The sequence below is a fragment of the Paraburkholderia steynii genome (assembly GCF_900100565.1).
Classification (GTDB): domain Bacteria; phylum Pseudomonadota; class Gammaproteobacteria; order Burkholderiales; family Burkholderiaceae; genus Paraburkholderia; species Paraburkholderia terrae.
Map to the genome: position 1 here is coordinate 180,328 of NZ_FNDI01000001.1, position 24,156 is coordinate 204,483.

Here is a 24,156-nt window from a genome sequence, read left to right on the forward strand (position 1 = left end):
GCCGCTGCGGGCGCAGACGCGCAGCGAGTTCTTCTGTTTCAGCAACACCCGCGCACAACCAAAGCCGCACGCGGGTGGACGTTTAAACGATATTCTGGACAAATCCCGCAGCCGTTTCCATGTCGACGGCCACGATCCGCGAGACGCCCTGCTCCTGCATCGTCACCCCGATCAGTTGCTGCGCCATTTCCATCGCGATCTTGTTGTGGGAAATGAACAGGAACTGCGTCTTCTCCGACATCGCGCGCACGAGGTTCGCGAAACGTTCGGTGTTCGCGTCGTCGAGCGGCGCGTCCACTTCGTCGAGCAGACAGAACGGCGCCGGATTCAACTGGAACATCGCGAACACGAGGGCCGTCGCCGTCAGCGCCTTTTCACCGCCCGACAGCAGGTGAATCGTCGAGTTCTTCTTGCCCGGCGGCTGCGCCATCACCTGCACGCCGGCGTCGAGAATCTCGTCGCCCGTCATGATGAGTTTCGCCTGGCCACCGCCAAAGAGACGCGGGAACAGCTCGCCGAAATGATGGTTCACCTGGTCGAACGTGCCTTGCAGCAGCGTGCGCGTTTCCTGGTCGATCTTGCGGATCGCGTCTTCGAGCGTTTCGATTGCGTTGTTCAGGTCGGCCGATTGCGCGTCGAGGAAAGTCTTGCGTTCCGACGCCGCCTTCAGCTCGTCGAGCGCGGCCATGTTGACGGGGCCGAGCGCGGTGATCGCGTTGTTGATGCGCGTCACTTCGCCCTGCAGATACGACGGTTTCATGTCCGACGTGAGCTTTGCCTGCAGGTCGGCTTCGTCGACACCCGCCGCCGTCAGCTGCTCGATGAACTGCTCGGCGTTCAGGCGCGCGGCCTGTTCCTTCAACTGCAATTCGGTGATGCGGTCGCGCAGCGGTTGCAACGAGCGTTCAGTGGTCAGCCGCAGTTCGTCCAAAGCGCGCAGCTTCGCGGTCAGATCGTCGAGTTCGAGACGCGCCGCGTGCAGCGACTCTTCTTTCGCGCGGCGGATTTCGAGCGCGTCGTGCAAACCCGTGTGCGCTGTCTGCTCGTTGATCGTTTCGAGTTCGGCGCGCGCGTCTTCGAGCGAACCGGCGACGCGCTCGCTCTGCTCATGCGCGACCTGAATACTGCGCTTCAGCTCGTCGATACGGTTCGCCGAGTTGCGCGCGGCAAAGCGTGCATCGGTGGCGGCGCGGTCGAGCTCTCGCGCTTCGTTGCGCGCGTTGCCAAGTTCTTCATCGAGCGATTCGAACGCAAGCTGGTTGTCTTCGAAACGCGCCTGCAACTCGGCGAGTTCGCCGTCGTGGCGCTCGAAGTTCGCTTCCGATTCGGCACGCAACGCGCGTTGTTCGTCGATCTGCGCGGTGATCTCTTCGAGTTCCTCGCTGATCTGCGTGCTGCGCTGCGTGTAGCGTTCGTGCGCCTGCGTGAGCTTGAGCACGTCCATCTGCAGCGCGTGTACGCGCTGGGTCGCGCGCTCGGCTTGCTGGCGCACTTCCGTCAACGCATTCGATGCCTGCGTATGCGCGGCTTCCGCGCGAATCGCGGCTGCCTTCGCCTCTTCGGCGAGCAGCGCCTGCGCGCGCACCTGGCGCGTCAGGTTTTCGATTTCCTGCTGACGCGCGAGCATGCCCGCCTGCTCGGAATCGGCCGCGTACAGTTGCACGCCGACGCGCGTCACGACGTGCCCGGCCTTCACGACAAACGCGCCGCCTTCCGGCAGTTGCGCGCGCATCGACAGCGCCTGGGGCAGATCGTCGGCGATGAACGCGTTGCCGAGCCAATCGTTGAGCACCGCGCGGATACCGGCGTCGTCGATGCGCACCAGCGACACCAACGGTCGCAGCGACGGTGGCGCAGCGACCGGCTGACCGGCCGCGGGCGGCGCGTAGAAGGCGAGCTTGGCGGGCGGCGCGTCGCTGACGAAGTGCTTCACCCAGTCGAGATTCGACACTTCGACCGCGGCAAGACGCTCGCGCAGCACAGATTCGAGCGCGGTTTCCCAACCGGCTTCGACATGCAGCTTCTTCCACAGACGCGGCAGCGCGCCAAGCTCGTGCTTGTCGAGCCACGGCTGGACCTTGCCTTCCGTCTGCACGTTTTCCTGCAACTGGCGCAGTGCGGCCAGACGTGCTTCGAGCTGATGGATCTGCGCGCTTTCCGCCTGCACGCGATCTTGCGCGGCGCGGCGCTCGCCGTCCAGACGCGGCAGCGTGTCCTGTGCATCGGCGAGACGCGCTTGCGCTTCGCTCAGAATCTCTTCGTGCTCGGCAAGCTGCATGCGCAACTCTTCAAGCTGCGCCTCGTCGGGCGCGTCCAATCCGCCCGCTTCCGTCTTCAGACGTTCCTGACGCTGCTGCAACTGCTGCAACTGCTGGTCGGCGTTGCGCTGGTGCGCGGCTTCGAGCTTGAGCGCCTGCTCGGTCTGCGCGATACCGGCGCGTTCCTCGTTCAGTTGCGATTGCGCATCACGCCAGCGCGCTTCGAGCGCGGGCATCGCGTCGTGCTTCGCGGCCGCCGTCTCTTCGGCGATCACAGCCTTTTCTTCGCCTTCCCCAAGCTGGATTTCGGCGTCTTCGAGATCGTCCTGAGCCTTTTGCGCCTGCGCGAGCCACTGCTCGCGCTGCGCCGTCAGCGCGGCGATCTGCGCCTGCACGCGGTTGCGCGATTCGACGATGAACTTGATCTCGGCTTCGAGGCGGCTCACCTCGGCGTTCGCTTCGTACAGCGCGCCTTGTGCGCCCTGCATCGCGTCGCTGGCCGAATAGTGCGCGACGCGCAGCGTTTCGAGTTGCGCTTCGACTTCGCGCAGCTTCGCCGTATGCGCTTCGAGGTCGATCTGCGCCTGTTCGATGGCGCGCTTCTGCTTGTCCTGCTCGGTGCCCGCTTCGTTCTTGCGCAACAGCCACAACAGGCGCTGCTTTTCTTCGCCTTCGGCCTGCAGATCCTTGTACTTCGTCGCAACGACGGCCTGCGCTTCGAGCTTTTCCAGATTCGCCGTCAGTTCGCGGACGATATCCTCGACGCGCGTCAGATTCTCGCGCGTGTCGTGCAGACGGTTCTCGGTTTCGCGGCGGCGTTCCTTGTACTTCGACACGCCCGCGGCTTCTTCGAGAAACACGCGCAGTTCTTCGGGCTTCGCCTCGATGATCCGCGCAATCATGCCCTGCCCGATGATCGCGTACGCGCGCGGGCCGAGACCCGTGCCGAGGAAGATGTCCTGAATGTCGCGGCGGCGCGCCGGGAGATTATTGATGTAGTAGCTCGACGTGCCGTCGCGCGTCAGCACGCGCTTGACGGCGATTTCGGCATACTGGCCCCACTGGCCGGCGGCACGGCCGTCGGCGTTGTCGAACACGAGTTCGACGCTGGCGCGGCTACCCGGCTTGCGCGCCGTCGAGCCGTTGAAGATCACGTCCTGCATCGACTCGCCGCGCAGCTCCGAGGCGCGCGATTCGCCGAGCACCCAGCGCACGGCATCGATGATGTTGGACTTGCCGCAACCGTTGGGACCGACCACGCCGACGAGCTGGCCCGGAACCTGGAAATGCGTGGGATCGACGAATGACTTGAAGCCAGCGAGTTTGATCGAGGTCAGACGCACGGCGATTTCGCTGTTTGAGAAATAATTTATGGAAACGGAACGCGCGGGTTCATCTGCGAACCGCCATCGGGTTCACACCCCGACTGACGGCACGATGGAGCGCGAGCCCGCTGCGATTCCGGCGCCGCGGTGCGCCCTACGCTGCACCGCCGGCCAATGAGGGGCAATCATACCATCGCGCGTGGGCGATTCTTACCGTTGCCATCGGCGTTTCCATCCTTGCCGGCGTCCGTCTTCTCCGCAGGCTTCGCCCGATGCACCCAGCTCGACAGCGCCGACGCCAGCACGATGCACGCGCCGCCCGCCCATTCGCGCGGACCGGGCACTTCGCCCGCGAACAGCCACGCCGTGAGCGCTGTGATGACGATCTCGAACAGCATGATGATCGACGCCCGGTTGGCCGGCACGCGCGCGAGTCCGTATTGCACGAGCATGTTGTTGGTGGCCAGCACGAAGCCGATCGCGAGCACGAGGAACACGGCCATGCCGATGTGCTCGCCCGTCGGCGGCGCGGGCATCGATTCGAAGAAAGATGCGCAACCGCCAAAAATCGCCGCGCCACCGAAGATCACCGCCGTACGCATCTCCGCCTTCATGCCGGGCAGCACGCGGCTCGTCTTGAGGGTCAGCACGTTGCTCATCGCGAAGGACATGCCCGCCGCGAGCCCCGCCCATTCAGCGAGACTGCCGGGCACGGGAATGCCGAGCTGCGGCGACCACAGCATCATCATTGCGCCCGCCAGCGACAGCGCAGCGAGCCCCGCGCCCGCCCACGTCAGCCGCTCGTGCAGGATGAAATGCGCGAAAAGCGCGGTCCATGCGGGCGTCAGATAGAACAGCAGCAGCACGCGCATCACCTGGCCGTGGATCGCGCCCCACACGAAGCCAAGATTGGTGATGCCCGCGAACAGCGCGAGCGCGGGCAGCAGCCAATGCCAGCGGACCGTCCTGATCGCGCTGCGCCGCACGAGCAGCACGAACAGGCACCCCGCGCCGCTCGTCAGCGCGCTCGCGGCCGTGCCCGTCACGCCAAGCGCGTGGAGCATGCGCAGCGGATACCAGACCATGCCCCATACCGACGCGCCCAGCATGATCGCGAGCGTCGGCCATGCGTGGCCCAAGGTGTTGCGAAGCGGGAGATTCATCGCGCGATGCTCCCGCCGATGTCCAGCGTGTATTGCATGACTGCCTTGCGTTGCGTGTTGCCCTTGTTGCCCTGTGTATTCCCGGCGACGGCGGCGCGTGATCGCTGCCAGCCTTTGCCGCTGAATTCTTTACCGTTGCATCCGGTGACTGCCCGCATTGTGTCTCCACTTTCTTCTTTGTGCCGGGCGCATCGCGTTTGGCGCGCCCATCTCGTTCCCGGCGCCGCAAAGCCTTGTCCAGATGGCCGATGCGCCGTGCCGCGGCCCGCCGACACGCTATAATCGATCGCTCGTCGCCGGTGCCGCGCAGCCGCTTCGATGCCACCGCATCCAAGGGCCTGCGCATCGTGTCCGCCGCGCGCCGCTTTCGCTGTGTCAGCCTGTGTCAGTCCGACAATCCGTCCTGCAACACGCCGAACCTACGCCGAACCGCCAAGTGAATCCGCTACTCGACTCCCTTCAGTCTTATCCCTTCGAAAAGCTGCGCCTGCTCTTCAAGGACGTCACACCGCCCGCCAGCCTTGCGCACATCAGCTTCGGGATCGGCGAGCCGAAACATCCGACGCCCGAGCTGATCAAGAAAGCCGTGATCGATTCGCTCGGCGGTCTCGCGGCCTATCCGCTCACGCTCGGCACGCCGGCGCTGCGCGAAGCCATCGCGAAATGGGTCACGCGGCGCTACAACCTGCCGCCCGTCGACCCCGCCACCCAGGTGCTGCCCGTGTCCGGCTCGCGCGAGGCGCTGTTCGCACTGGCGCAGACGGTGATCGACCCGAAGAAAAACGCCAGGGGCGAACCTGCGATCGTACTCTGTCCGAACCCGTTCTATCAAATCTACGAAGGCGCGGCGCTGCTGGCGGGCGCGCAGCCATACTTCGCCAACAGCGACCCGAAGCGCAACTTCGCGTGCGACTATTCCGCCATTCCCGATGACGTCTGGGCGCGCACGCAGCTGCTCTACGTCTGCTCGCCGGGCAACCCGACGGGCGCCGTGCTGACGCTCGACGACTGGCGCGAACTGTTCGAGCTGTCGGACCGTCACGGCTTCGTGATCGCGTCGGACGAATGCTACTCGGAGATCTATTTCGACGAGGCGCGTCCGCCGCTCGGCGGTCTGGAAGCGGCGCACAAGCTCGGCCGGGGTTTCGAGCGGCTCGTGATGCTGTCGAGCCTGTCAAAGCGCTCGAACGTGCCGGGCATGCGCTCGGGTTTCGTCGCGGGCGACGCGGCCATTCTCAAGCAGTTCCTGCTATACCGGACTTATCACGGCGCCGCCTTGTCGACCGTCTTTCAAACTGCGAGCATTGCTGCGTGGAGCGACGAGGCGCACGTGCGCGAAAACCGCGCGATGTACGTGCAGAAGTTCTCGACCGTCACGCCGATGCTCGCCGACGTGCTCGACGTCAAGCTGCCCGACGCCGCGTTCTACCTGTGGGCGAACGTCGCGCGCACGGGCCTGACGGACGACGAGTTCGCCCGCCGCCTGTACGCCGACTATAATGTGACGGTTCTGCCCGGCTCGTATCTCGCGCGCACCGCGCACGACACGAACCCTGGCCGCGACTTCGTCCGCCTCGCGCTGGTCGCGGGCGTCGACGAATGCACGGAGGGCGCGCGGCGCATCGTCGAGTTCTGCCGCTCGCTGAAAAGCTAGATCCGGCATTTCTCACACGTCGCAGGGAGCGCCGCCGCTGCGCTCCACCCTCACCCGCTTTCCGATTTCAACCTTCTCGAAAGAGCACCACGAACATGTCGCAACAACTTCAGCAGATCATCGATACCGCCTGGGACAACCGCGCCGAGCTGTCGCCGAAGGCCGCGCCCGCCGACGTGCGCGAAGCCGTCGCGCATGCCATCGAGCAACTCGACAAGGGCGCGCTGCGCGTCGCCGAAAAGAAGGATGGCGACTGGGTCGTCAACCAGTGGCTGAAGAAGGCCGTGCTGCTGTCGTTCCGCCTCGAAGACAACGCGCCGATGCCGGCCGGCGGTTACTCGCAGTTCTACGACAAGGTGCCGTCGAAGTTCGCCAACTACACGGCTGAAGACTTCGCCGCAGGCGGCTTCCGCGTCGTGCCGCCCGCCATCGCGCGCCGCGGCTCGTTCATCGCGAAGAACGTCGTGCTGATGCCGTCGTACACGAACATCGGCGCCTACGTCGACGAAGGCACGATGGTCGATACGTGGGCCACCGTCGGCTCGTGCGCGCAGATCGGCAAGAACGTACACCTGTCGGGCGGCGTGGGCATCGGCGGCGTGCTGGAGCCGCTGCAGGCCAACCCCGTCATCATCGAAGACAACTGTTTCGTCGGCGCGCGCTCGGAAGTCGTCGAAGGCGTGATCGTCGAAGAGAACTCGGTTATTTCGATGGGCGTGTACCTCGGCCAGAGCACGAAGATCTACGACCGCGAAACGGGCGAAGTCACGTATGGCCGCATTCCGGCTGGCTCGGTGGTGGTCGCGGGCAACCTGCCGTCGAAGGACGGGTCGCACAGCCTGTACTGCGCCGTGATCGTCAAGAAGGTCGACGCCAAGACGCGCGCGAAGGTCGGCCTGAACGAACTGCTGCGAGGCGACTGATGGCGCGCGGCGCGAAGACGACCGTCTACGGCATTCCGAATTGCGACAGCGTGAAGAAAGCGCGCGTGTGGCTCGAGGAACACGGCGTCGAGTTCGAGTTTCACGACTTCAAGAAGGCCGGCGTGAATGACAAGCTGATCGAGGACTGGCTCGAGGATGTGCCGCTCGATCAGCTCATCAACAAGCGCGGCACGACCTGGCGCGGCCTGTCGGACGTGCATAAGGCCGAGGCCGACACGACGGCCGGTGCGATCGCGCTGATGATCCACAAACCGTCGATCATCAAGCGGCCCGTCATCGTCGTGAACGGCCGCGTGAAGACGCTGGGCTTTTCGGCGGAAAACTACGCGTCGCTGTTCGCCTGAGCTTTCTGCGCTTCAACGCACGCAGGTAAAAGCTGTTGCCGGCCCCTTCGGGCCGGCATTTTTTCACCCTGGATTCAAGCGTGACCGTTGGCCACGCGTCTCATCTGCTGGTTGGAAGGAACTGAATCGATGTCCGGCACACTTGCCCTTACCGAAGCCCTGATCGGCCGCGCGTCCGTCACGCCCGACGACCAGAACTGCCAGCGCCTGCTGATCGAGCGCCTGTCCGCAATCGGCTTCGAATGCGAAACGATCGAATCGAACGGCGTGACGAACCTGTGGGCCGTCAAGCGCGGCACCGCGGGCCAGGACGGCAAGCTGCTCGCGTTCGCGGGTCACACCGACGTCGTGCCGACGGGCCCGCTCGATCAATGGACCTCCGCGCCGTTCGAGCCGACTCACCGCGACGGCAAGTTGTACGGACGCGGCGCCGCCGACATGAAGGCGTCGATTGCCGGCTTCGTGGTGGCGAGCGAAGAGTTCGTCGCCGCGCATCCGCAGCATCGCGGCTCGCTCGCGTTGCTCATCACGAGCGACGAAGAAGGCCCGGCGACGGACGGCACCGTGAAGGTCGTTGAAGCGCTGCAAGCGCGCGGCGAGCGTCTCGACTATTGCGTGGTGGGCGAGCCGACGTCGAGCGTGCAGTTCGGCGACATGGTGAAGAACGGCCGCCGCGGCTCGATGTCGGGCAAGCTGACCGTCAAGGGCGTGCAAGGGCACATTGCCTATCCGCATCTCGCGAAGAACCCGGTGCATCTGCTCGCGCCCGCGCTCGCCGAACTGGTCGCCGAGCACTGGGACGCAGGCAACGAATATTTCCCGCCTACCACCTGGCAGGTTTCGAACATCCATAGCGGCACGGGCGCGACCAACATCATTCCGGGTCACGCGGAAGTGATGTTCAACTTCCGCTTTTCGACGGCGAGCACGGTGGAAGAACTGCAAAGCCGCGTACACCAGATTCTGGACAAGCACGGCCTCGAGTACGACCTGAAGTGGACCGTGAGCGGCCAGCCCTTTCTGACGCCGCGCGGCGAGTTGTCGAATGCGCTGGAAAGCGCGATCCACGCCGAAACGGGCCTCACGACGGAACTGTCCACCACGGGCGGCACGTCCGATGGCCGGTTCATCGCGCGCATCTGCAAGCAGGTGATCGAATTCGGCCCGTTGAATGCGAGCATCCACAAGATCGACGAACATGTCGAAGTTGCACATATCGAGCCGCTCAAGAACGTCTATCGACGCGTGCTCGAACAACTGATCGCCTGACGGAGGGCCCAGACCATGACTCATCCGTTTTCCACGGTTCGCGATGTGCTGCGCCATGCGGTGTCGCAGTTCAACCAGGCCGACCTGGCGTTCGGCCACGGCTCGTCGAACGCTTATGACGAAGCCGCGTATCTCGTGCTGCACACGCTGCATCTGCCCATCGACCTGCTCGAGCCGTTTCTCGATGCACGCCTCACGTCCGAAGAAATCGACGCGGTGCTGAAAGTGGTCGAGCGGCGCGCGAAGGATCGCGTGCCCGCCGCCTACATCACGCAGGAAGCGTGGATGCACGGCTATCGCTTCCATGTCGACGAGCGCGTGATCGTGCCGCGTTCGTTCATTGGCGAGCTGCTGCAGGATGGCTTGCAGCCGTATGTCGAGGACCCCGAACAGGTTGGCGCGGTGCTCGAACTGTGTACGGGCTCCGGCTGTCTCGCGATTCTCGCGGCGCACGCCTTCCCGAATGCCGACATCGATGCCGTTGACCTGTCGCCCGCCGCGCTCGAAGTCGCGGCGCGCAATGTCCACGACTACCAGCTCGACGAGCGCGTGGCGCTCTTCGAAGGCGATCTGTATGCGCCGCTGCCCGAGCGCCGCTACGACGTGATCATCACGAATCCGCCGTACGTGAACGCGGAATCGATGAAGGCGCTGCCCGCTGAATACAAACACGAGCCGGAAATGGCGCTCGCGGGCGGCGCGGACGGCATGGATATCGTGCGTCGCATCATCGCCGATGCACGCAACTGGCTGACCGACGAAGGCGTGCTGGTGATCGAGATCGGCAACGAGCGCGCGCATGTCGAAGCGGCGTTCGGCGGCCTCGACCTCGTGTGGATGTCGACCAGCGCCGGCGACGACAACGTGTTCCTGATCCAGGCCAGCGATCTGCCCGGCAATTGAGGCCGTCAGGTGCTCGCAAGCGCCTGATCGTCGCACACCACGACGCACGCCACCCGCCTGGGTGCCGTGCGTCGAATGCTTTTGGGCCCGTGCATTCGATGTGCATAAGCATCGATTTGCGTAAAAGGCCGTCACGCTTTGACGACGGGCTGACCGCGACGCCAGCGCTTTCGGTAATATGAGCGCGACCGCGCTGCTGTAGCCCGGCAATGTAGCCAAGTAAACGAGCCCGGCCTCGACAAGTGCCGCCACGAAGTCAACTACGCGCAGCGGAAGGCCGACGCTCGCACGCTTATGCAATTCGATCTGCTTCACATCGGCACGCTCGTGTTTCTCGCCCATGCGCTGGGCGTGATCGCGGCTTGCCACGCCATCCTGCACACCCGCACATCGCAAGGCGCGATCGCGTGGGCGGTGTCGCTCGTCGCGATGCCGTATCTGACGCTGGTTCCGTATCTGTTCCTCGGGCGCAGCAAGTTCGCCGGTTACGCGGACGCGCGCCGCCTCGAGAACGAAACGCTGCGCACGCGCGCGCATCCGCCTGAGTGGGACACGGAAGCCTCGTCGCACGGCCGTCCGACGGAAGTGCTCGGCCATCAATTCGTGCGCTCGCTCACGCGCCTGTCCGGCATGCCGTTTCTGCCGGGTAACCATGTGCGCACGCTCGTGAACGGCGAAGCAACGTTCGCCGCGATTCTTGATGCGATCGAAACCGCGCAGCACTACATCGTCGTGCAGTTCTTCATCGTGCGTGCCGACGCGCTCGGCGAAATGCTCAAGGACGCGCTGCTCGCGAAGGCCGCGCAAGGCCTGCGCGTGTATGTGCTGTACGACAGCATCGGCAGCTTCGACCTGCCGCATCGCTATGTCGCGTCGCTGCTCGCGGGCGGCGTGCAGATGCATCCGTTCGCGACGAACCGGCAGTTCGTCAACCGTTTCCAGCTCAACTTCCGCAATCACCGCAAGATCGTCGTGGTGGACGGCGAGCGCGCGTTCGTCGGCGGACATAACGTCGGCGTCGAGTATCTGGGCGGCAAGCCGCCCCTGTCGCCGTGGCGCGACACGCATATCGAAGTGCGCGGCCCCGCCGTCGCCAGCATCCAGTTCGTGTTCACGGAAGACTGGTACTGGGCCACGCAGGATCTGCCGGTCTTCGACTCACCGCCGCCCGCGAGACCCGGCGATGGCATGCACTGCCTCGTCGTGCCGACAGGCCCGGCGGACAAACAAGAAACCTGCTCGCTGTTCTTCGTCGAAGCAATCAATGCGGCGCGCGAGCGTGTCTGGATCACCACGCCCTACCTCGTGCCCGACGAAGCCGTGTTCGCCGCCTTACGGCTCGCGGCACTGCGCGGCGTCGACGTGCGCATCCTGATTCCGAGCCGGCGCGATCACCGCGTCGTGTTCGAGGCGTCCAAGCTCTACGCGTACGACTCGATACGCGCGGGCGTACGCGTGTTCCGTTACCGGCCGGGCTTTCTGCATCAAAAGGTGGTGCTGATCGACGACGTCGCGGCGGCCGTGGGCAGCGCGAATCTCGACAACCGGTCGTTTCGCCTGAACTTCGAGATCATGGTGCTGACCGTGGACCACGGCTTTGCGCACGAAGTCGAAGAGATGCTGCTGCGCGACTTCGCCGAATCGTTCGAGATCGACCGCAGCGAGTATCGCAACGCGCCGGCACTGCGGCGCGTGTTGATGCATGTCGCGCGGCTCTTCGCGCCGATCCTGTGACGCGTGCTTACAGCAGCGCTTCGATGTCGTCTGTGATCGTTTCGGGCTTCGTGGTCGGCGCGTAGCGCTTGACGACCTTGCCGCTGCGGTCGACGAGGAACTTCGTGAAGTTCCATTTGATCGCTTCGATGCCGAGCACGCCGGGCGCCTCGTCTTTCAGAAATTTGAACAGCGGGTGCGCGTCCGAACCGTTGACGTCGATCTTGTCGAACATCTGGAACGTGACGCCGTAGTTCTTTTCGCAGAATGCGCCGATCTGCGCGGCGTCGCCGGGTTCCTGCTTGCCGAACTGGTTGCACGGAAAGCCCAGCACCTGCAGCCCGCGCGCCGCGTACTGCTCGTGAAGCTTCTGCAAGCCCGCGTACTGCGGCGTGAAACCGCATTCGCTCGCCGTGTTGACGATCAGCATCACCTTGCCGTCGTAGCGGTCGAGACTGACCGGCTCGCCGCCCAGTGTGCTCGCCGAAAAGGAATAAATAGAAGTGTTGTCCGCTGCCATGTGCCGCCCTCCAGGAATGTCGTTAGTGTAGGTGTTTCGATGCCGCGCGCCACCTGGCCGATCGGCCAATGCCTGAGCGCGCGCCGCGCAGTCTAAAATAGCGTTTTTCTTCGAGCCGGCCCTGCTGTGATCCGTTTTAACCAGTTCAGTCTCGCGCGCGGCACGAAGCCGCTCTTCGAACAAACCACCTTCACGCTCAATCCCGGCGAGAAGGCCGGTCTCGTGGGCGCTAACGGCGCGGGCAAATCCACTTTGTTCTCCGTGCTGCTCGGCGAACTGCACGCGGACGGCGGCGATGTTTCGATCCCGCCGTCGTGGCAGATCGCGCACGTCGCGCAAGAGACGCCTGCCGCCGACAAGACCGCGCTCGACTACACGCTCGATGGCGACGCCGCCCTGCGCGCGATCGAAGCGCGCATTGCGGTGGCGTCCGCCGCGCACGACGGCGCGGCAGAGGCCGAAGCGCACGCCGCGTTCGCCGACGCCGACGGCTACACGGCGCCCGCGCGCGCCGAGGCATTGCTGCTCGGCCTCGGCTTCACGCTCGAACAGACGCGCGCGAGCGTCGGCAGTTTCTCAGGCGGCTGGCGCATGCGCCTGAACCTCGCGCAAGCGCTGATGTGCCGATCGGACCTGCTGCTGCTCGACGAGCCGACCAACCACCTGGACCTCGATGCAATCGTCTGGCTCGAAGACTGGCTGCACCGTTATCCGGGCACGCTGATCGTGATCTCGCACGACCGCGAATTTCTCGACTCGATCTGCAATGTTACGCTGCATCTGGAGAACCAGCAGATCAAGCGGTACGGCGGCAACTACTCGCAGTTCGAAGTGCTGCGCGCCCAACAACTGGCGCTGCAACAGAGCGCTTACGAAAAGCAGCGCAAGACCATCGAGCATCTGCAGAGCTATGTCGACCGCTTCAAGGCGCAGGCGACCAAGGCGCGCCAGGCGCAAAGCCGGATGAAAGCGCTCGAAAAGATGGAGCTGATCGCGCCCGCGCATATCGCGTCGCCGTTCACGTTCGAGTTCCGCGCGCCCAATTCCGCGCCCAATCCGATGATGGTGATGGAAGACGTGCGCTGCGGTTATCACGCGGTGGACGGCGGCGAGATTCCCATTGTCGATCGTGTCGCGCTGTCCATCCAGAACGGGCAGCGCATCGGCCTGCTCGGCGCGAACGGCCAGGGCAAGTCGACGCTGATCAAGACGCTCGCGGGTACGCTGGCGCCGCTCGGCGGCCATGTGCGCGAAGGCAAGGGTCTGCAGATCGGCTACTTCGCGCAGCATCAGCTGGAAACGCTGCGGCCCGACGATTCCCCATTGCAGCATCTGGCGCGGCTCGCGCCGGACACGCGCGAGCAGGAATTGCGCGACTTCCTCGGTAGCTTCAACTTCTCCGGCGACATGGCGACGGCCGCCATCGCGCCCTTCTCCGGCGGCGAAAAGGCACGTCTCGCGCTGGCGCTGATCATCTGGCAGAAGCCGAACCTGTTGCTGCTCGACGAACCGACCAATCACCTCGACCTCGAAACGCGCCACGCTTTGACTATGGCGCTCGCGCAGTTCGAAGGCACACTGATTCTCGTGTCGCACGACCGGCATTTGCTGCGCGCCACCACGGACCAGTTTATGCTCGTCGCGAAGCACAAACTGCAGCCATTCGACGGCGATCTCGACGACTATCGCGACTGGCTGCTGCAACATGCCGCCGAACAGCGCGCGGCGCTCAAGGCAGATGCTTCGAACGGCGACGTGAACGGCGCGGATGCCTCGGTGAATCGCAAGGAGCAGCGCCGTCTCGAAGCGGAAACGCGCCAGAAGCTCGCGCATCTGAAGAAGCCGTTGCAGACTCGCATCGCGAAGATCGAAAAGGAAATGGATGCGCTGAACGCGGAAAAAGCGACGCTCGATACGTTCGTCGCCGATCCCGCCAGCTACGCCGCCGAGCAAAAAACAAAGCTGACGGAAGCGATACGCCGTCAGGCAGATGTCACTGCACGACTCGAAACGCTCGAAGCCGACTGGCTCGAAGCGCACGAGGAACTCGAACAAATCGGCTAACGGCCCCTTCGCCGCCGCGAAGGAACAGACAGGGAATCGAGGCCGCGCCAGCAATCGATGGGAGGGCTGGGCATTGTCGTCTACTGCCGCACTGAAGGGCTTGCGCGTGCTCGATCTGACACGCCTGTTGCCTGGTCCCGTCGCGACGCTCCGGCTCGCGGAAATGGGCGCCGACGTTTTGAAGATCGAAGCGCCCGGCGCCGGCGACGCAACGCGCACGATGATGCAAAGCAGCACCGACCGCGTGGCGGGACGACCCGGCGCGTTCTACCGGCTGGTGAATCGCGGCAAGCGCGAAACGCGGCTCGACTTGAAGTCCGAAGGCGGACGCACCGTGCTGATGGCGCTCGCGCGCGAAGCGGACGTGCTGATCGAAAGCTTCCGGCCCGGCGTGATGGAGCGGCTCGGCCTCGGCTATGACGTGTTGCGCGTGATCAACCCGAAGCTCGTCTACTGCGCGATTTCGGGGTACGGCGCGGATGGGCCGTTCGCGCAGCTGGCCGGGCACGATCTGAATTACATCGGCTATGCGGGCGTGCTCGACCAACTGGCGTCGCGCGACGGCGCGCCGATCGTGCCTAACTTCCAGATTGCGGATCTGCTCGGCGGCGCGCTGTCGGCGGTCAATCAGATTCTCGCCGCGCTGTGGGCCGTTGCGCGCGGCGGCGATGGGCGGTTCGTCGATGTGTCGATGGCGCATTGCACGTACGCGAACAACGTCGTCGCGCAAGTCGCGCTCGCCAACGACGGCACGGCGCCCGTCGCGGGCAGCAGCCTGCTCAATGGCGGCGTGCCCTGCTACAACCTGTATCGCACGCTCGACGGGCGCTGGCTCGCCGTCGGCGCGCTCGAACTCAAATTCTGGGAAACGCTGTGCATGGCGCTCGACCGCCCCGACTGGGCGACGCGCCACTGGAGCCTCGGCCAGGCGATCGCCGGACCGGACGCGGTGCAGCTGATCAAGGACGTGGCCGACGTAATCGCCACGCGGGCGCTCGACGAATGGGCCGCGCTGCTGGTGCCGCTGGATTGTTGCGTGTCGCCCGTGCTGACGCCGGCGGAAGCCGCCCAGCATCCGCTCTTCAATGCGGCCGCGCGCGAGGCGCTGATGGAGCAGCAGGCAAGCGACGGGGAATCGGACTAAGGCGCCTGGCGGGCGCGGTGAGCGCCGTGAGGCCGCTTTAACGCCGCGGCAAGGTCTGCCGTGGCTCCCGCTCGTCGTCGATCAACCGGTGCTTGCGGCCTTCCACATGATGCCGGATGGTCGCCCGCACTTCATCGGCCGTCACATCTTCCGCGACCACACGCCGCGAAATCTGCCCCGTCGTGTCGATCCATTCGACGATCCGGCAGCCGCCGCCCCAAAGCCCTTGGATGGGCGCGGATACGCGGCAGCCGCGCAGGTTCGAGAGAAACTCGGCTGAGGATTCATGGGACTGTTTCAAGACGCTTCCTTTTTCCGCTCGTGACATTCCATTTCACGAGGATAGGGAAAACGAAAGTCGCTTGGGTTACAGCCGCGGTTGAGAAATTTACAGCGGATTACGCCAGAAAGCCGACGCGATCCGCAGACGTCTGAGTCCGGCTTATTCGAGCGTTCGGATACGGTCGATGGCCTGCTCGATGCGCTCGACGGCGATCACCTGCAATCCGTCGATGGGTTGCTTCGGCGCGTTCGCCTTCGGAATCAGCGCAATCGAAAAGCCGAGTTTCGCGGCTTCCTTCAGACGTTCCTGACCGCGCGGCGACGGCCGGATTTCACCCGCCAATCCCACTTCGCCGAATACGATCAGCCCCTTCGGCAGCGGCTTGTTGCGCATCGACGAATGAATCGCGAGCAGCACGGCGAGGTCGGCGGCGGGTTCAGTGATCTTCACGCCGCCCACTGCGTTCAGGAACACGTCCTGATCGAAACAGGCGATGCCTGCGTGCTTATGCAGCACGGCGAGCAGCATCGCAAGGCGGTTCTGTTCGAGGCCGACGGCCAGCCGGCGCGGATTCGGCACGTTCGCCGCATCGACGAGCGCCTGCACTTCGACCAGCAGCGGCCGCGTGCCCTCTTGCGTGACCAGCACGCACGAGCCGGGCACGATCTGCTCGTGCTGCGACAGGAACAGTGCCGACGGATTCGCGACGCCGCGCAAGCCGCGTTCCGTCATCGCGAACACGCCCAGCTCGTTGACGGCACCGAAGCGGTTCTTGAACGCGCGCACGAGCCGGAACGACGAATGCGTGTCGCCTTCGAAATACAGCACGGTATCGACGATATGCTCGAGCACGCGCGGGCCCGCGAGGCTGCCCTCTTTCGTCACGTGGCCGACCATGATGATGGCCGTGCCCGACTGCTTGGCGACGCGCGTCAGTTGCGCCGCGCATTCGCGCACCTGCGCCACCGATCCTGGCGCGGACGTCAGCGCTTCCGAATAGATGGTCTGGATCGAGTCGATCACGGCGACGTCCGGCCTTTCGTCGGCGATGGTCGCCTGGATTTTCTCCAGCTGGATTTCGGCGAGCAGCTTCAGCTCGCTGGCGTGCGAGCCCGGTTCGAGCAGCGACAACCGTTGCGCGCGCAACGCAATCTGCGCCGCCGACTCCTCGCCGCTCACATAGAGCGCCCGCCGTTCGCTGGCGATTTCCGCAAGCGACTGCAACAGCAGCGTCGATTTGCCGATCCCCGGATCGCCGCCGATCAGCACGACGCCGCCCGCCACCAGCCCGCCGCCGAGCACGCGATCGAACTCGCCGACGCCCGTCGAAAAGCGCGGCACGTCCGAAGCATGAATCTCGGCGAGCCGCTGCACCGGCTGGCTCTTGGCGAGCGCCTGGAAGCGGTGCGCGGAAGGCGACTCCGCAACCGACTCGACGAGTGTATTCCACGCATGACACGCAGGGCACTGGCCCTGCCACTTCGGCGACTGCCCGCCGCATTCCGTGCAGATGTACAACGTTTTTTGTTTAGCCAACTTGTTTTGTCACGCGTCGTGGTTCTTGATGTGGATTATTCGGCACGCACAGGCACGCGCGGTGCGACGGCGCACATCAGCTCGTAGCCGATTGTGCCGGCTGACTGCGCAACGTCGTCGATGGGCAACTGCGCGCCCCACAGCTCGACGCGCGAGCCGACATTCGCCTGCGGACACGGCGTGAGATCGACGGTGATCATGTCCATCGACACGCGCCCGACGATCCGCGTACGAATACCGTCGACGATCACGGGCGTGCCTTCCGGCGCGACACGCGGATAGCCGTCGGCGTAACCGCACGCAACGACGCCGACGCGCATGCCTGCGCGCGCGGTGAAAATCGAGCCGTAGCCAATCGTGCTGCCTTCCTTGAGCGTCTGCACCGCGATCAGTTCCGAGCTCAGCGTCATTGCCGGTTGCAGGCCCGTGTCCTTGATCTCCGCGCTCAAGCCCGAGGGCGACGCGCCGTACAACATCACGCCCGGGCGCACCCAGTCGAAATGCGCCTCCGGATACCAGAGCGTAGCGGCCGAATTGGACAGGCTGCGCGCGCCCGCGATGCCCTGCGCGCCGCGCTCGAACGCTTCCATCTGATGGGTGATGCCGCGCTCGCTGTCAGCGTCCGAGAAATGGGTCATCAACGTGATCTGGCCCACGCCCTGGCAGGCCCGCGCGCGCTCCCACGCGGCGCGGAACTTCTCGGGCGTGTAGCCGAGCCGGTTCATGCCGCTGTTCATTTTTAGCTGGATATTGACGGGCTTGGACAGACGCGCCATTTCCAGCATGCGCAATTGCTCGTCCGAATGCAGCGCCGTGGTCAGGCTGTAGCGGTCGATGACGTCGATATCCGTCGGCCGGAAAAAGCCCTCGAGCAACAAAATTGGCCCGGCCCAGCCCAATTCACGCAACTTCACGGCTTCTTCGAGGTCGAGCAAACCAAAGCCGTCGGTTGCGCGCAAGCCCGGGAACGCTCGCGCGAGTCCGTGACCGTAGGCGTTGGCCTTGACGACGGCCCAGATTTTGGACTTCGGCGCATAACGGCGGGCAACTGCGAGGTTATTGGCGAGAGCGGCGGTATGAATCGTGGCTGAGACTGGGCGCGGCATGGGATATTTTCGTAAAGACATTGTCGAATCAGCAGCTTACAGGGCGTTTGCAACGCCCCCGAGGCAACCGCGACAATGCGATCAAGGATTCTGCTAGTCGGGATTCGGCTATTTTCGTGATATAAAGCCGTGCGCACAACCCATTTCGAACGGAATAAGCCCGGACGCACACCTCACGGCCGGGGCGGACAGACCGCAGCGAGGAAAGCATCGCATCAGATGAAAAAAGGTTTTTACACCATTATGGCCGCGCAGTTTTTTTCGTCGCTGGCCGACAATGCGCTTCTGATCGCTGCTATTGCACTGCTGAAAGATCTTCACGCCCCGAACTGGATGACGCCGCTGCTCAAGCTGTTTTTTGTGCTGTCGTACGTCGTGCTCGCGGCTTTTGTCGGCGCCTTCGCGGACTCCCGTCCGAAGGGCCGTGTGATGTTCGTGACCAATACGATCAAGGTGGTCGGTTGCCTCACGATGCTGATTGGCGCGCATCCGCTGCTGGCATACGGCATCGTGGGCTTTGGCGCCGCCGCCTACTCGCCCGCCAAATACGGCATTCTCACCGAGCTGCTGCCGCCTGACCGCCTCGTCGCCGCGAACGGCTGGATTGAAGGCACGACCGTCGGCTCGATCATTCTCGGCACCGTGCTCGGCGGCGCACTGATCAGCCCACATATTGCATCGCACGTCATCAAACACACGCCGTCCGCGATCCATACGCCGGCGGAAGCTGCGATGCTCATCATCATCCTGATCTACATCATTGCCGCGCTCTTCAATCTGCGCATTCCCGACACGGGCGCCCGCTATCCGCGTCAGGCGCACGGACCGATCAAGCTCATCACTGATTTCGCCGACTGCTTTGTCGTGCTGTGGCACGACAAGCTCGGCCAGATTTCGCTCGCCGTCACGACGCTGTTCTGGGGCGCGGGCGCGACGCTGCAATTCATCGTGCTGAAGTGGGCGGAAGTGTCGCTCGGCATGTCGCTGTCGGAAGGCGCGATCCTGCAGGCCGTGGTCGCCGTGGGCGTCGCGGCGGGCGCGATGATCGCGGCCGCGCGCGTGCCGTTGAAGAAGTCGCTGTCGGTGCTGCCCGTCGGCATCATCATGGGCATCGCGGTGATGCTGATGGCTTTCTATACGAAGCATATGTTCCCGTCGCACTGGGGCTTTTACTTCGGCAAGATGCACGTCCCCGGTTATCTGATCTTTGCCTATATCTTCCTGATGATCGTCGGTGCGCTGTCGGGGTTCTTCGTCGTACCGATGAATGCGCTGCTCCAGCATCGCGGGCACGTCCTGCTGTCGGCGGGTCACTCGATCGCCGTGCAGAACTTCAACGAAAATCTCTCCGTGCTCATCATGCTGTGCCTGTACGCCGTGCTCGTGTGGCTCGACGTGCCCGTCGCGATCGTGATCGTGCTGTTCGGCACCTTCGTGTGCGTGATGATGTGGCTCGTGATGCGCCGCCATCAGGCGAACCAGCGTGCGTTCGATTCCGTGTCGCTGATCGGCGAAGCCCGGCACTGACGCGGCACTGACACCCGCCGCTGCCGCATCTTCGCTGCCGCCGCGTATCCGTCCTGTCCCAGCGCGCCACGCGCGCTCCGCTTTTCAGGTTCTTCCATGACCCGACCGATTCCCAACGTCCTGACGATCGCCGGCTCCGACTCCGGCGGCGGCGCCGGCATTCAGGCCGATATCAAGGCTTTCTCGGCGCTCGGCGCGTACGGCGCGAGCGTGATCACGGCATTGACGGCGCAGAACACGCGCGGCGTGACGGCCATCCACACGCCCGACCCCGGCTTCGTCACCGCGCAACTGGATGCCGTGTTCGACGACATCCGCATCGACGCCGTGAAGATCGGCATGCTTGCGAACGCATCGATCGTGCGCGCCGTCGCCGACGCGCTGCGCCGTCACCAGCCGAAGCATGTGGTGCTCGATACCGTGATGATTTCGAAGAGCAATCACGCGCTGCTCGCGCCCGAAGCCGTCGACGCCGTGCGCAGCGAACTGCTGCCGCTCGCCGATCTGCTGACGCCGAACCTGCCGGAAGCGGCCGCGCTGCTGGGCACATCGAGCGCGACCGATGAAGCCGCGATGGTCGATCAGGGCGAAGCGCTGCGCAAGCTGGGCGCGCGCGCGGTGCTGATGAAAGGCGGCCACCTCGCCGCCGCCGACAGCCCCGACTGGCTGATTCAGGACAGCGGCACGATGCGTCTCGCCGGTCCGCGCGTGCCCGTCAAGAATACGCACGGCACGGGTTGCTCGTTGTCGTCGGCGATCGCGGCGCTGATTCCGCAGCGCGACGACCTCGCGAGCGCCGTCGCCGATGCGAAAGTCTGGTTGACGGGCGCGCTAGAACAGAGCGGCCGACTCGACGTCGGTCATGGCGTCGGGCCGGTGCATCACTTCTATCGCTGGTGGTAGAACGCAGCCGCTGAGCGCTTTGTCAGCGGGCCGTCTGCTCGCGTGCAAATGCCTGCGCCCGCTCGGGCCAGTCGTCGGGCACGATGAAGCCGCGCGAGCGCTCGGTCCACAGTCCATCAGCACGCTCGACGAACGCTGCGACCATCGTCGGGCCGGTCTGTTGCGCGAGTTGCTGCGCGAGCGCATCCGCTGATACGAAGCCCGGCGCGTGACGCCCATCGCGCACGCGCGGCGCGAGCCATTCGAGCCTTGGCAGCAGCATCCACGCATCGGCCTGCGTGCCGGAAAACGACGGCCACTCGGCGCGCGTCGTCCACCATCCGCGCGCGTGCGTAGGATCGATTTCGATGGGGTCGCGCTCCGCAAGGCCATTCCGATAGAACAGCCACCCCTTGACGAACATCTGCGGGTCCCACGGACCGCGATGTCCGAGCGACGCAAACTCTTCGCGCGCGCTGAGCGGCAGTTGATGATCGAGCAGATGCGCGAGCTTCAGATCGAAGCGGTCCTGCAGATTCGGGCCCACGTAGTCGGCCAGTTCGCCGCGGCCATCGCCTGCGTGCAGATAGCATTTGACGGCCAGTTCCCAGTGCAGCCGCCTGCCCGCCTGCGTCTCGACGAGAAAATCGCATTCGCCGAGCGTGACGCCGGCGCGGCGCAACGCGACGTTCGCCGCGATCAGGCGCGCCGCCGGACCCTGCTGCAGAAACCATCCGAGCAGGCACTCGGCGTAGCGCCCGAGGCGCGTCACGCGTGCCGCCGCAATATGCCGATGCAACGCGGCGGGGTCGGCGTCCTGCGCTTCTAGCCAGTCCAGCGATGCAGCGACTTCATCGGGCGATTCGAAGGGTGTCGCGAGCACACCGGGTGGCCGTTGCGCGCGCAACAGGTCGGGACTGAACAGCAGCCACGCGATGTCGCGCACGGCGGCATCGGCGAGCGCATCGAGCCGGGCCGCTGACGGCGCCTCGAACGAAGCGGTCGGCCCGGCGTCTTCGCTCATTTCGGCCCTTCTCCTTGCGCGGCTGCGTTGCGCCACGTGTCGCGGGCAAGGCACAGGTCCTGCCAGGACTTCGACTTGTCGCCGAGGCTGCGCAGCAGATACGCGGGATGGTAGGTGACGACGACGGGCACGCCTTCATATTCGTGAACGCGTCCGCGCAGCGACGAAATGCTCGCCTCCGTCTTCAGCAGGCTCTGCGCGGCGAAGCGCCCGAGCGCCACGATCAGCTTCGGCTTCACGAGCGCGACCTGGCGTTGCAGATACGGCTCGCAGCGCGCGACTTCGTCCGGTTCCGGATTGCGGTTGCCGGGCGGCCGGCACTTGATCACGTTCGCGATGTAGACGTTCGTGCCGCGCGCGAGATCGAGCGATTGCAGCATGTTGTCGAGCAGCTTGCCCGCCTGGCCGACGAACGGTTCGCCCTGCTTGTCCTCGTTCTCGCCGGGCGCTTCGCCGATCAGCATCCAGTCGGCTTCGCGATTGCCGACGCCGAACACCGTGTTGGTGCGCCGCTCGCACAGACGACAGCGTTCGCATGCCGATACGCGGGCTTCGAGCGCGGGCCAGTCGAGCGTATCTATGGACGGCTGTCCGGGGCTGTCCGCTTTGGCTTCTATCTCCGACGTATGCGAAGGCGGTTCGGCGGGAAGGTCGTCGAACCAGGCAAAGTCGTCATCGGATGACGGCGGCGGCGCGTCCGATGCGGGAGGTGGCGCGCGGCGGGATTCGGGCGCATGCGCCGCTTGCGCTTCGGCTCGCGCGACGGGTTTGATTGCGGGCTCAACGATGTCGCCCGACATTGCAGCGCCCGACTGCGCTTCGATCGAACCGGTTGCTTGCGCGCGCACCGTTTCATTGCTTCCGGCCGCGGCCCTATCGGCGCGTGCAAGCGGCGCTTCGCTCACCGCAGTATCGGCGGCGCTTTCGGGTGCAGGCTCGACTGCCGCGTCCTGCGTGATCCCGCGACGCACCCACCTCGCCGCCAGGCCGAGTTCTTCCAATGCAGATTCATGCAGCGCCATCTGCGCCCTCCTTCGCGAAACTGAAACGCATGACGATGGCGTCCTCCCGGCTGCGATGCCGCGCCGGATAATAGTTCTTACGACGGCCAATCGACGTAAAGCCAAAGCGCTCGTACAGCTTGATCGCGCGATGGTTCGACGGCCGCACTTCGAGCAGCATGCCCGCGAGCTTTTCGCCGTGCGTGACGCGCACGGCTTCGCGCAGCAGCGCGAGTCCCGCGCCCGCATGCTGCGCCACGGGCGCGACACACAGATTCAGCAGATGCATTTCATCGACGACGGGCATCAGCACGCAATAGCCGATCAGCGTGCCCGTCACGTGCCGCAGGCACATGCCGAAGTAGCCGTTGCGCAGCGAGTCTTCGAAGTTGCCCCGGCTCCATGGAAACTCGTAAGCGAGCTTTTCGACAGCGGCGACCTCGTCGAGATCACCTTCGGTCATCGGCGACATGTAACGGTCCGCCAGCAACACACCGCTCATCGCGTGCCCTCGTCGTGCGCGGTTTGGGCCGCCTGGCCCGTTTTACCCGATTTACCAGCTTCGGACTCGTTGCCCGGCTGCCCCTTCAGCGCTGCCGCTGCCTGCACTTGCGCCGCTTTCGCGGCCATGCGCTCTTCCGTGGTCTGCGCAACCTTGTCGCGGATGTACTCCGGCGCGGCCTGGTCGGCGGGCAGCGTACGCCCCGCGCGGAACGCCCGCAGCGCGGCGAACGCAACCGGCAATGCGTGCGGCACGGCTTCCCGATCGACGCTACGCGCCGCCGATACCGCCGTGAGCCGCTCGCCAAAAGCGGCAGCAGCATTGCCCGCGAGCGCGAACGGCTGATCCGGCAACGCGAGCGCATCCGGCGCGCCAAGCGACGCGGAATGAACCGTACGCCATTCGCCCGCGCCGTCGTCCCACGCGTAGTCGGCCCAATAGACCTCGTCCATGCGGGCGTCGAGCGCGGCGAGCACGCGTGTTACCGACGGATCGCGCAGCCGTACGCTTTCGGCGCACGCGAGCAGCGTACCGATCGGCACCACCGGGCAATTCAACCCAAACGCGAGACCCTGCGCGACGCCCGTCGCGGTGCGCAAACCCGTGAACGAGCCGGGACCCGAGCCGAACGCAATCGCGTCGCAGTCGGCGAGTGCGAGACCCGCTTCGTCGAACAGTTCGCGAATGGCAGGCAGAAGCCGCGTGCTGGAGACGGCGCCCGTCGCTTCGTGACGCGTCCACACGCGCGGTTCGGGCGCAGGCGCGTCCGCATCGGCCGATGACGCAGCGTCGGCGGATTCGGCGGACAGGAGTGCGACCGAGCAGAATTCGGTCGAAGTATCGAGGGCAAGCAGCACGATTTTCGTCATGACCGCTATTGTAATGCGGCACCCTGCATCGCCGGATGCGAACAAAACCCGACGCGTGCCCGACAGCCGCGCCCGGCGTTTGGAAGAATCGCTCCAGCCTCCCGGGGCCGCGCGCCGCGCATCGC

The 24,156-nt window shown here is 65.0% G+C and carries 21 protein-coding genes; 10 read left to right on the top strand and 11 right to left on the bottom strand.

Annotated elements, in window-relative coordinates; all coding sequences use genetic code 11:
• Window positions 1-82 precede the first annotated feature (82 nt).
• From smc to BLT65_RS47075, 3 genes are all read right to left on the bottom strand, one after another.
• On the bottom strand, window positions 83-3,601 hold the full coding sequence (gene smc / locus BLT65_RS00835; RefSeq protein WP_091774089.1) for a chromosome segregation protein SMC: 3,519 nt from the start codon (window positions 3,599-3,601) through the stop codon (window positions 83-85).
• A gap of 167 nt (window positions 3,602-3,768) precedes the next feature.
• Entirely contained in the window at window positions 3,769-4,746 is a 978-nt protein-coding gene (locus tag BLT65_RS00840; protein WP_042307227.1) for a DMT family transporter, read from the bottom strand.
• Window positions 4,743-4,904 carry a hypothetical protein gene (locus BLT65_RS47075; protein WP_167306433.1) on the bottom strand — a complete coding sequence of 54 codons (162 nt, stop codon included), beginning with the start codon at window positions 4,902-4,904 and terminating at the stop codon, window positions 4,743-4,745. Before BLT65_RS47075 ends, BLT65_RS00840 begins: the two co-directional genes overlap by 4 nt.
• A gap of 278 nt (window positions 4,905-5,182) precedes the next feature.
• Here BLT65_RS47075 and dapC point away from each other — a divergent pair, with 278 nt between their 5' ends.
• The 6 genes from dapC (at window position 5,183) to cls (ending at window position 11,594) form a co-directional block, all read left to right on the top strand.
• Window positions 5,183-6,400 carry a succinyldiaminopimelate transaminase gene (gene dapC, locus BLT65_RS00845; protein WP_042307226.1) on the top strand — a complete coding sequence of 406 codons (1,218 nt, stop codon included), beginning with the start codon at window positions 5,183-5,185 and terminating at the stop codon, window positions 6,398-6,400.
• A 95-nt stretch (window positions 6,401-6,495) separates the two neighbouring features.
• Window positions 6,496-7,323, top strand: a complete 828-nt coding sequence (gene dapD, locus BLT65_RS00850) for a 2,3,4,5-tetrahydropyridine-2,6-dicarboxylate N-succinyltransferase (protein ID WP_091774091.1) — start codon at window positions 6,496-6,498, stop codon at window positions 7,321-7,323.
• Entirely contained in the window at window positions 7,323-7,688 is a 366-nt protein-coding gene (locus BLT65_RS00855; protein ID WP_091774094.1) for an ArsC family reductase, read from the top strand. Before dapD ends, BLT65_RS00855 begins: the two co-directional genes overlap by 1 nt.
• A gap of 129 nt (window positions 7,689-7,817) precedes the next feature.
• Complete coding sequence (gene dapE / locus BLT65_RS00860; protein WP_091774096.1) at window positions 7,818-8,957, top strand: succinyl-diaminopimelate desuccinylase; 1,140 nt, start codon at window positions 7,818-7,820, stop codon at window positions 8,955-8,957.
• A 15-nt stretch (window positions 8,958-8,972) separates the two neighbouring features.
• Window positions 8,973-9,860, top strand: a complete 888-nt coding sequence (gene prmB, locus BLT65_RS00865; RefSeq protein ID WP_091774098.1) for a 50S ribosomal protein L3 N(5)-glutamine methyltransferase — start codon at window positions 8,973-8,975, stop codon at window positions 9,858-9,860.
• A 294-nt stretch (window positions 9,861-10,154) separates the two neighbouring features.
• The gene (gene cls / locus BLT65_RS00870; protein ID WP_091774101.1) at window positions 10,155-11,594 is read left to right on the top strand and encodes a cardiolipin synthase; all 1,440 of its coding nucleotides are present in this window, start codon (window positions 10,155-10,157) and stop codon (window positions 11,592-11,594) included.
• A 7-nt stretch (window positions 11,595-11,601) separates the two neighbouring features.
• Here cls and BLT65_RS00875 read toward each other — a convergent pair whose 3' ends face one another.
• On the bottom strand, window positions 11,602-12,093 hold the full coding sequence (locus BLT65_RS00875; protein ID WP_042307219.1) for a glutathione peroxidase: 492 nt from the start codon (window positions 12,091-12,093) through the stop codon (window positions 11,602-11,604).
• 126 nt (window positions 12,094-12,219) lie between these two features.
• Here BLT65_RS00875 and BLT65_RS00880 point away from each other — a divergent pair, with 126 nt between their 5' ends.
• Together BLT65_RS00880 and BLT65_RS00885 are read left to right on the top strand one after the other, a co-directional pair.
• Entirely contained in the window at window positions 12,220-14,157 is a 1,938-nt protein-coding gene (locus BLT65_RS00880) for an ATP-binding cassette domain-containing protein (RefSeq protein WP_091774103.1), read from the top strand.
• Window positions 14,158-14,248: 91 nt separating this feature from the next.
• Complete coding sequence (locus BLT65_RS00885) at window positions 14,249-15,301, top strand: CaiB/BaiF CoA transferase family protein (protein WP_091774850.1); 1,053 nt, start codon at window positions 14,249-14,251, stop codon at window positions 15,299-15,301.
• 37 nt (window positions 15,302-15,338) lie between these two features.
• Here the strand turns inward: BLT65_RS00885 and BLT65_RS00890 are convergent, their stop codons facing one another.
• The 3 genes from BLT65_RS00890 to alr form a co-directional block, all read right to left on the bottom strand.
• Window positions 15,339-15,602 carry a DUF2866 domain-containing protein gene (locus BLT65_RS00890; protein WP_007580542.1) on the bottom strand — a complete coding sequence of 88 codons (264 nt, stop codon included), beginning with the start codon at window positions 15,600-15,602 and terminating at the stop codon, window positions 15,339-15,341.
• Window positions 15,603-15,743: 141 nt separating this feature from the next.
• Window positions 15,744-17,120: a DNA repair protein RadA gene (radA, locus tag BLT65_RS00895; RefSeq protein ID WP_091774105.1), complete on the bottom strand. Its 1,377-nt coding sequence runs from the start codon at window positions 17,118-17,120 to the stop codon at window positions 15,744-15,746.
• Between the two features lie 35 nt (window positions 17,121-17,155).
• Window positions 17,156-18,226: an alanine racemase gene (gene alr, locus BLT65_RS00900; RefSeq protein WP_091774108.1), complete on the bottom strand. Its 1,071-nt coding sequence runs from the start codon at window positions 18,224-18,226 to the stop codon at window positions 17,156-17,158.
• 219 nt (window positions 18,227-18,445) lie between these two features.
• Between alr and lplT the strand changes: the two genes are divergently transcribed.
• Together lplT and thiD are read left to right on the top strand one after the other, a co-directional pair.
• Complete coding sequence (gene lplT, locus BLT65_RS00905) at window positions 18,446-19,753, top strand: lysophospholipid transporter LplT (protein ID WP_042307210.1); 1,308 nt, start codon at window positions 18,446-18,448, stop codon at window positions 19,751-19,753.
• Window positions 19,754-19,849: 96 nt separating this feature from the next.
• Window positions 19,850-20,656: a bifunctional hydroxymethylpyrimidine kinase/phosphomethylpyrimidine kinase gene (gene thiD / locus BLT65_RS00910; protein WP_091774110.1), complete on the top strand. Its 807-nt coding sequence runs from the start codon at window positions 19,850-19,852 to the stop codon at window positions 20,654-20,656.
• Between the two features lie 22 nt (window positions 20,657-20,678).
• On the opposite strand, the gene BLT65_RS00915 is transcribed toward thiD, so the two are convergent.
• The 4 genes from BLT65_RS00915 to tsaB are packed head-to-tail and all read right to left on the bottom strand — an operon-like array spanning window position 20,679 to window position 24,031.
• Window positions 20,679-21,659: a DUF1853 family protein gene (locus BLT65_RS00915; RefSeq protein WP_091774112.1), complete on the bottom strand. Its 981-nt coding sequence runs from the start codon at window positions 21,657-21,659 to the stop codon at window positions 20,679-20,681.
• Window positions 21,656-22,681, bottom strand: a complete 1,026-nt coding sequence (locus BLT65_RS00920; RefSeq protein WP_091774115.1) for a uracil-DNA glycosylase — start codon at window positions 22,679-22,681, stop codon at window positions 21,656-21,658. The genes BLT65_RS00915 and BLT65_RS00920 overlap by 4 nt, the downstream gene beginning before the upstream one ends.
• Entirely contained in the window at window positions 22,668-23,162 is a 495-nt protein-coding gene (gene rimI, locus BLT65_RS00925) for a ribosomal protein S18-alanine N-acetyltransferase (protein ID WP_042307202.1), read from the bottom strand. Before rimI ends, BLT65_RS00920 begins: the two co-directional genes overlap by 14 nt.
• The gene (gene tsaB, locus BLT65_RS00930; protein WP_091774117.1) at window positions 23,159-24,031 is read right to left on the bottom strand and encodes a tRNA (adenosine(37)-N6)-threonylcarbamoyltransferase complex dimerization subunit type 1 TsaB; all 873 of its coding nucleotides are present in this window, start codon (window positions 24,029-24,031) and stop codon (window positions 23,159-23,161) included. The genes rimI and tsaB overlap by 4 nt, the downstream gene beginning before the upstream one ends.
• Window positions 24,032-24,156 lie beyond the last annotated feature (125 nt).

Excerpts from the sequence above, each read along its gene's own strand:
- BLT65_RS00840 (WP_042307227.1), bottom strand. The coding sequence starts at position 4,746 with ATGAATCTCCCGCTTCGCAACACCTTGGGCCACGCATGGCCGACGCTC.
- BLT65_RS47075 (WP_167306433.1), bottom strand. The coding sequence starts at position 4,904 with ATGCGGGCAGTCACCGGATGCAACGGTAAAGAATTCAGCGGCAAAGGC.
- dapD (WP_091774091.1), top strand. The coding sequence starts at position 6,496 with ATGTCGCAACAACTTCAGCAGATCATCGATACCGCCTGGGACAACCGC.
- BLT65_RS00855 (WP_091774094.1), top strand. The coding sequence starts at position 7,323 with ATGGCGCGCGGCGCGAAGACGACCGTCTACGGCATTCCGAATTGCGAC.
- dapE (WP_091774096.1), top strand. The coding sequence starts at position 7,818 with ATGTCCGGCACACTTGCCCTTACCGAAGCCCTGATCGGCCGCGCGTCC.
- prmB (WP_091774098.1), top strand. The coding sequence starts at position 8,973 with ATGACTCATCCGTTTTCCACGGTTCGCGATGTGCTGCGCCATGCGGTG.
- cls (WP_091774101.1), top strand. The coding sequence starts at position 10,155 with ATGCAATTCGATCTGCTTCACATCGGCACGCTCGTGTTTCTCGCCCAT.
- BLT65_RS00875 (WP_042307219.1), bottom strand. The coding sequence starts at position 12,093 with ATGGCAGCGGACAACACTTCTATTTATTCCTTTTCGGCGAGCACACTG.
- alr (WP_091774108.1), bottom strand. The coding sequence starts at position 18,226 with ATGCCGCGCCCAGTCTCAGCCACGATTCATACCGCCGCTCTCGCCAAT.
- lplT (WP_042307210.1), top strand. The coding sequence starts at position 18,446 with ATGAAAAAAGGTTTTTACACCATTATGGCCGCGCAGTTTTTTTCGTCG.
- thiD (WP_091774110.1), top strand. The coding sequence starts at position 19,850 with ATGACCCGACCGATTCCCAACGTCCTGACGATCGCCGGCTCCGACTCC.
- BLT65_RS00915 (WP_091774112.1), bottom strand. The coding sequence starts at position 21,659 with ATGAGCGAAGACGCCGGGCCGACCGCTTCGTTCGAGGCGCCGTCAGCG.
- BLT65_RS00920 (WP_091774115.1), bottom strand. The coding sequence starts at position 22,681 with ATGGCGCTGCATGAATCTGCATTGGAAGAACTCGGCCTGGCGGCGAGG.
- rimI (WP_042307202.1), bottom strand. The coding sequence starts at position 23,162 with ATGAGCGGTGTGTTGCTGGCGGACCGTTACATGTCGCCGATGACCGAA.
- tsaB (WP_091774117.1), bottom strand. The coding sequence starts at position 24,031 with ATGACGAAAATCGTGCTGCTTGCCCTCGATACTTCGACCGAATTCTGC.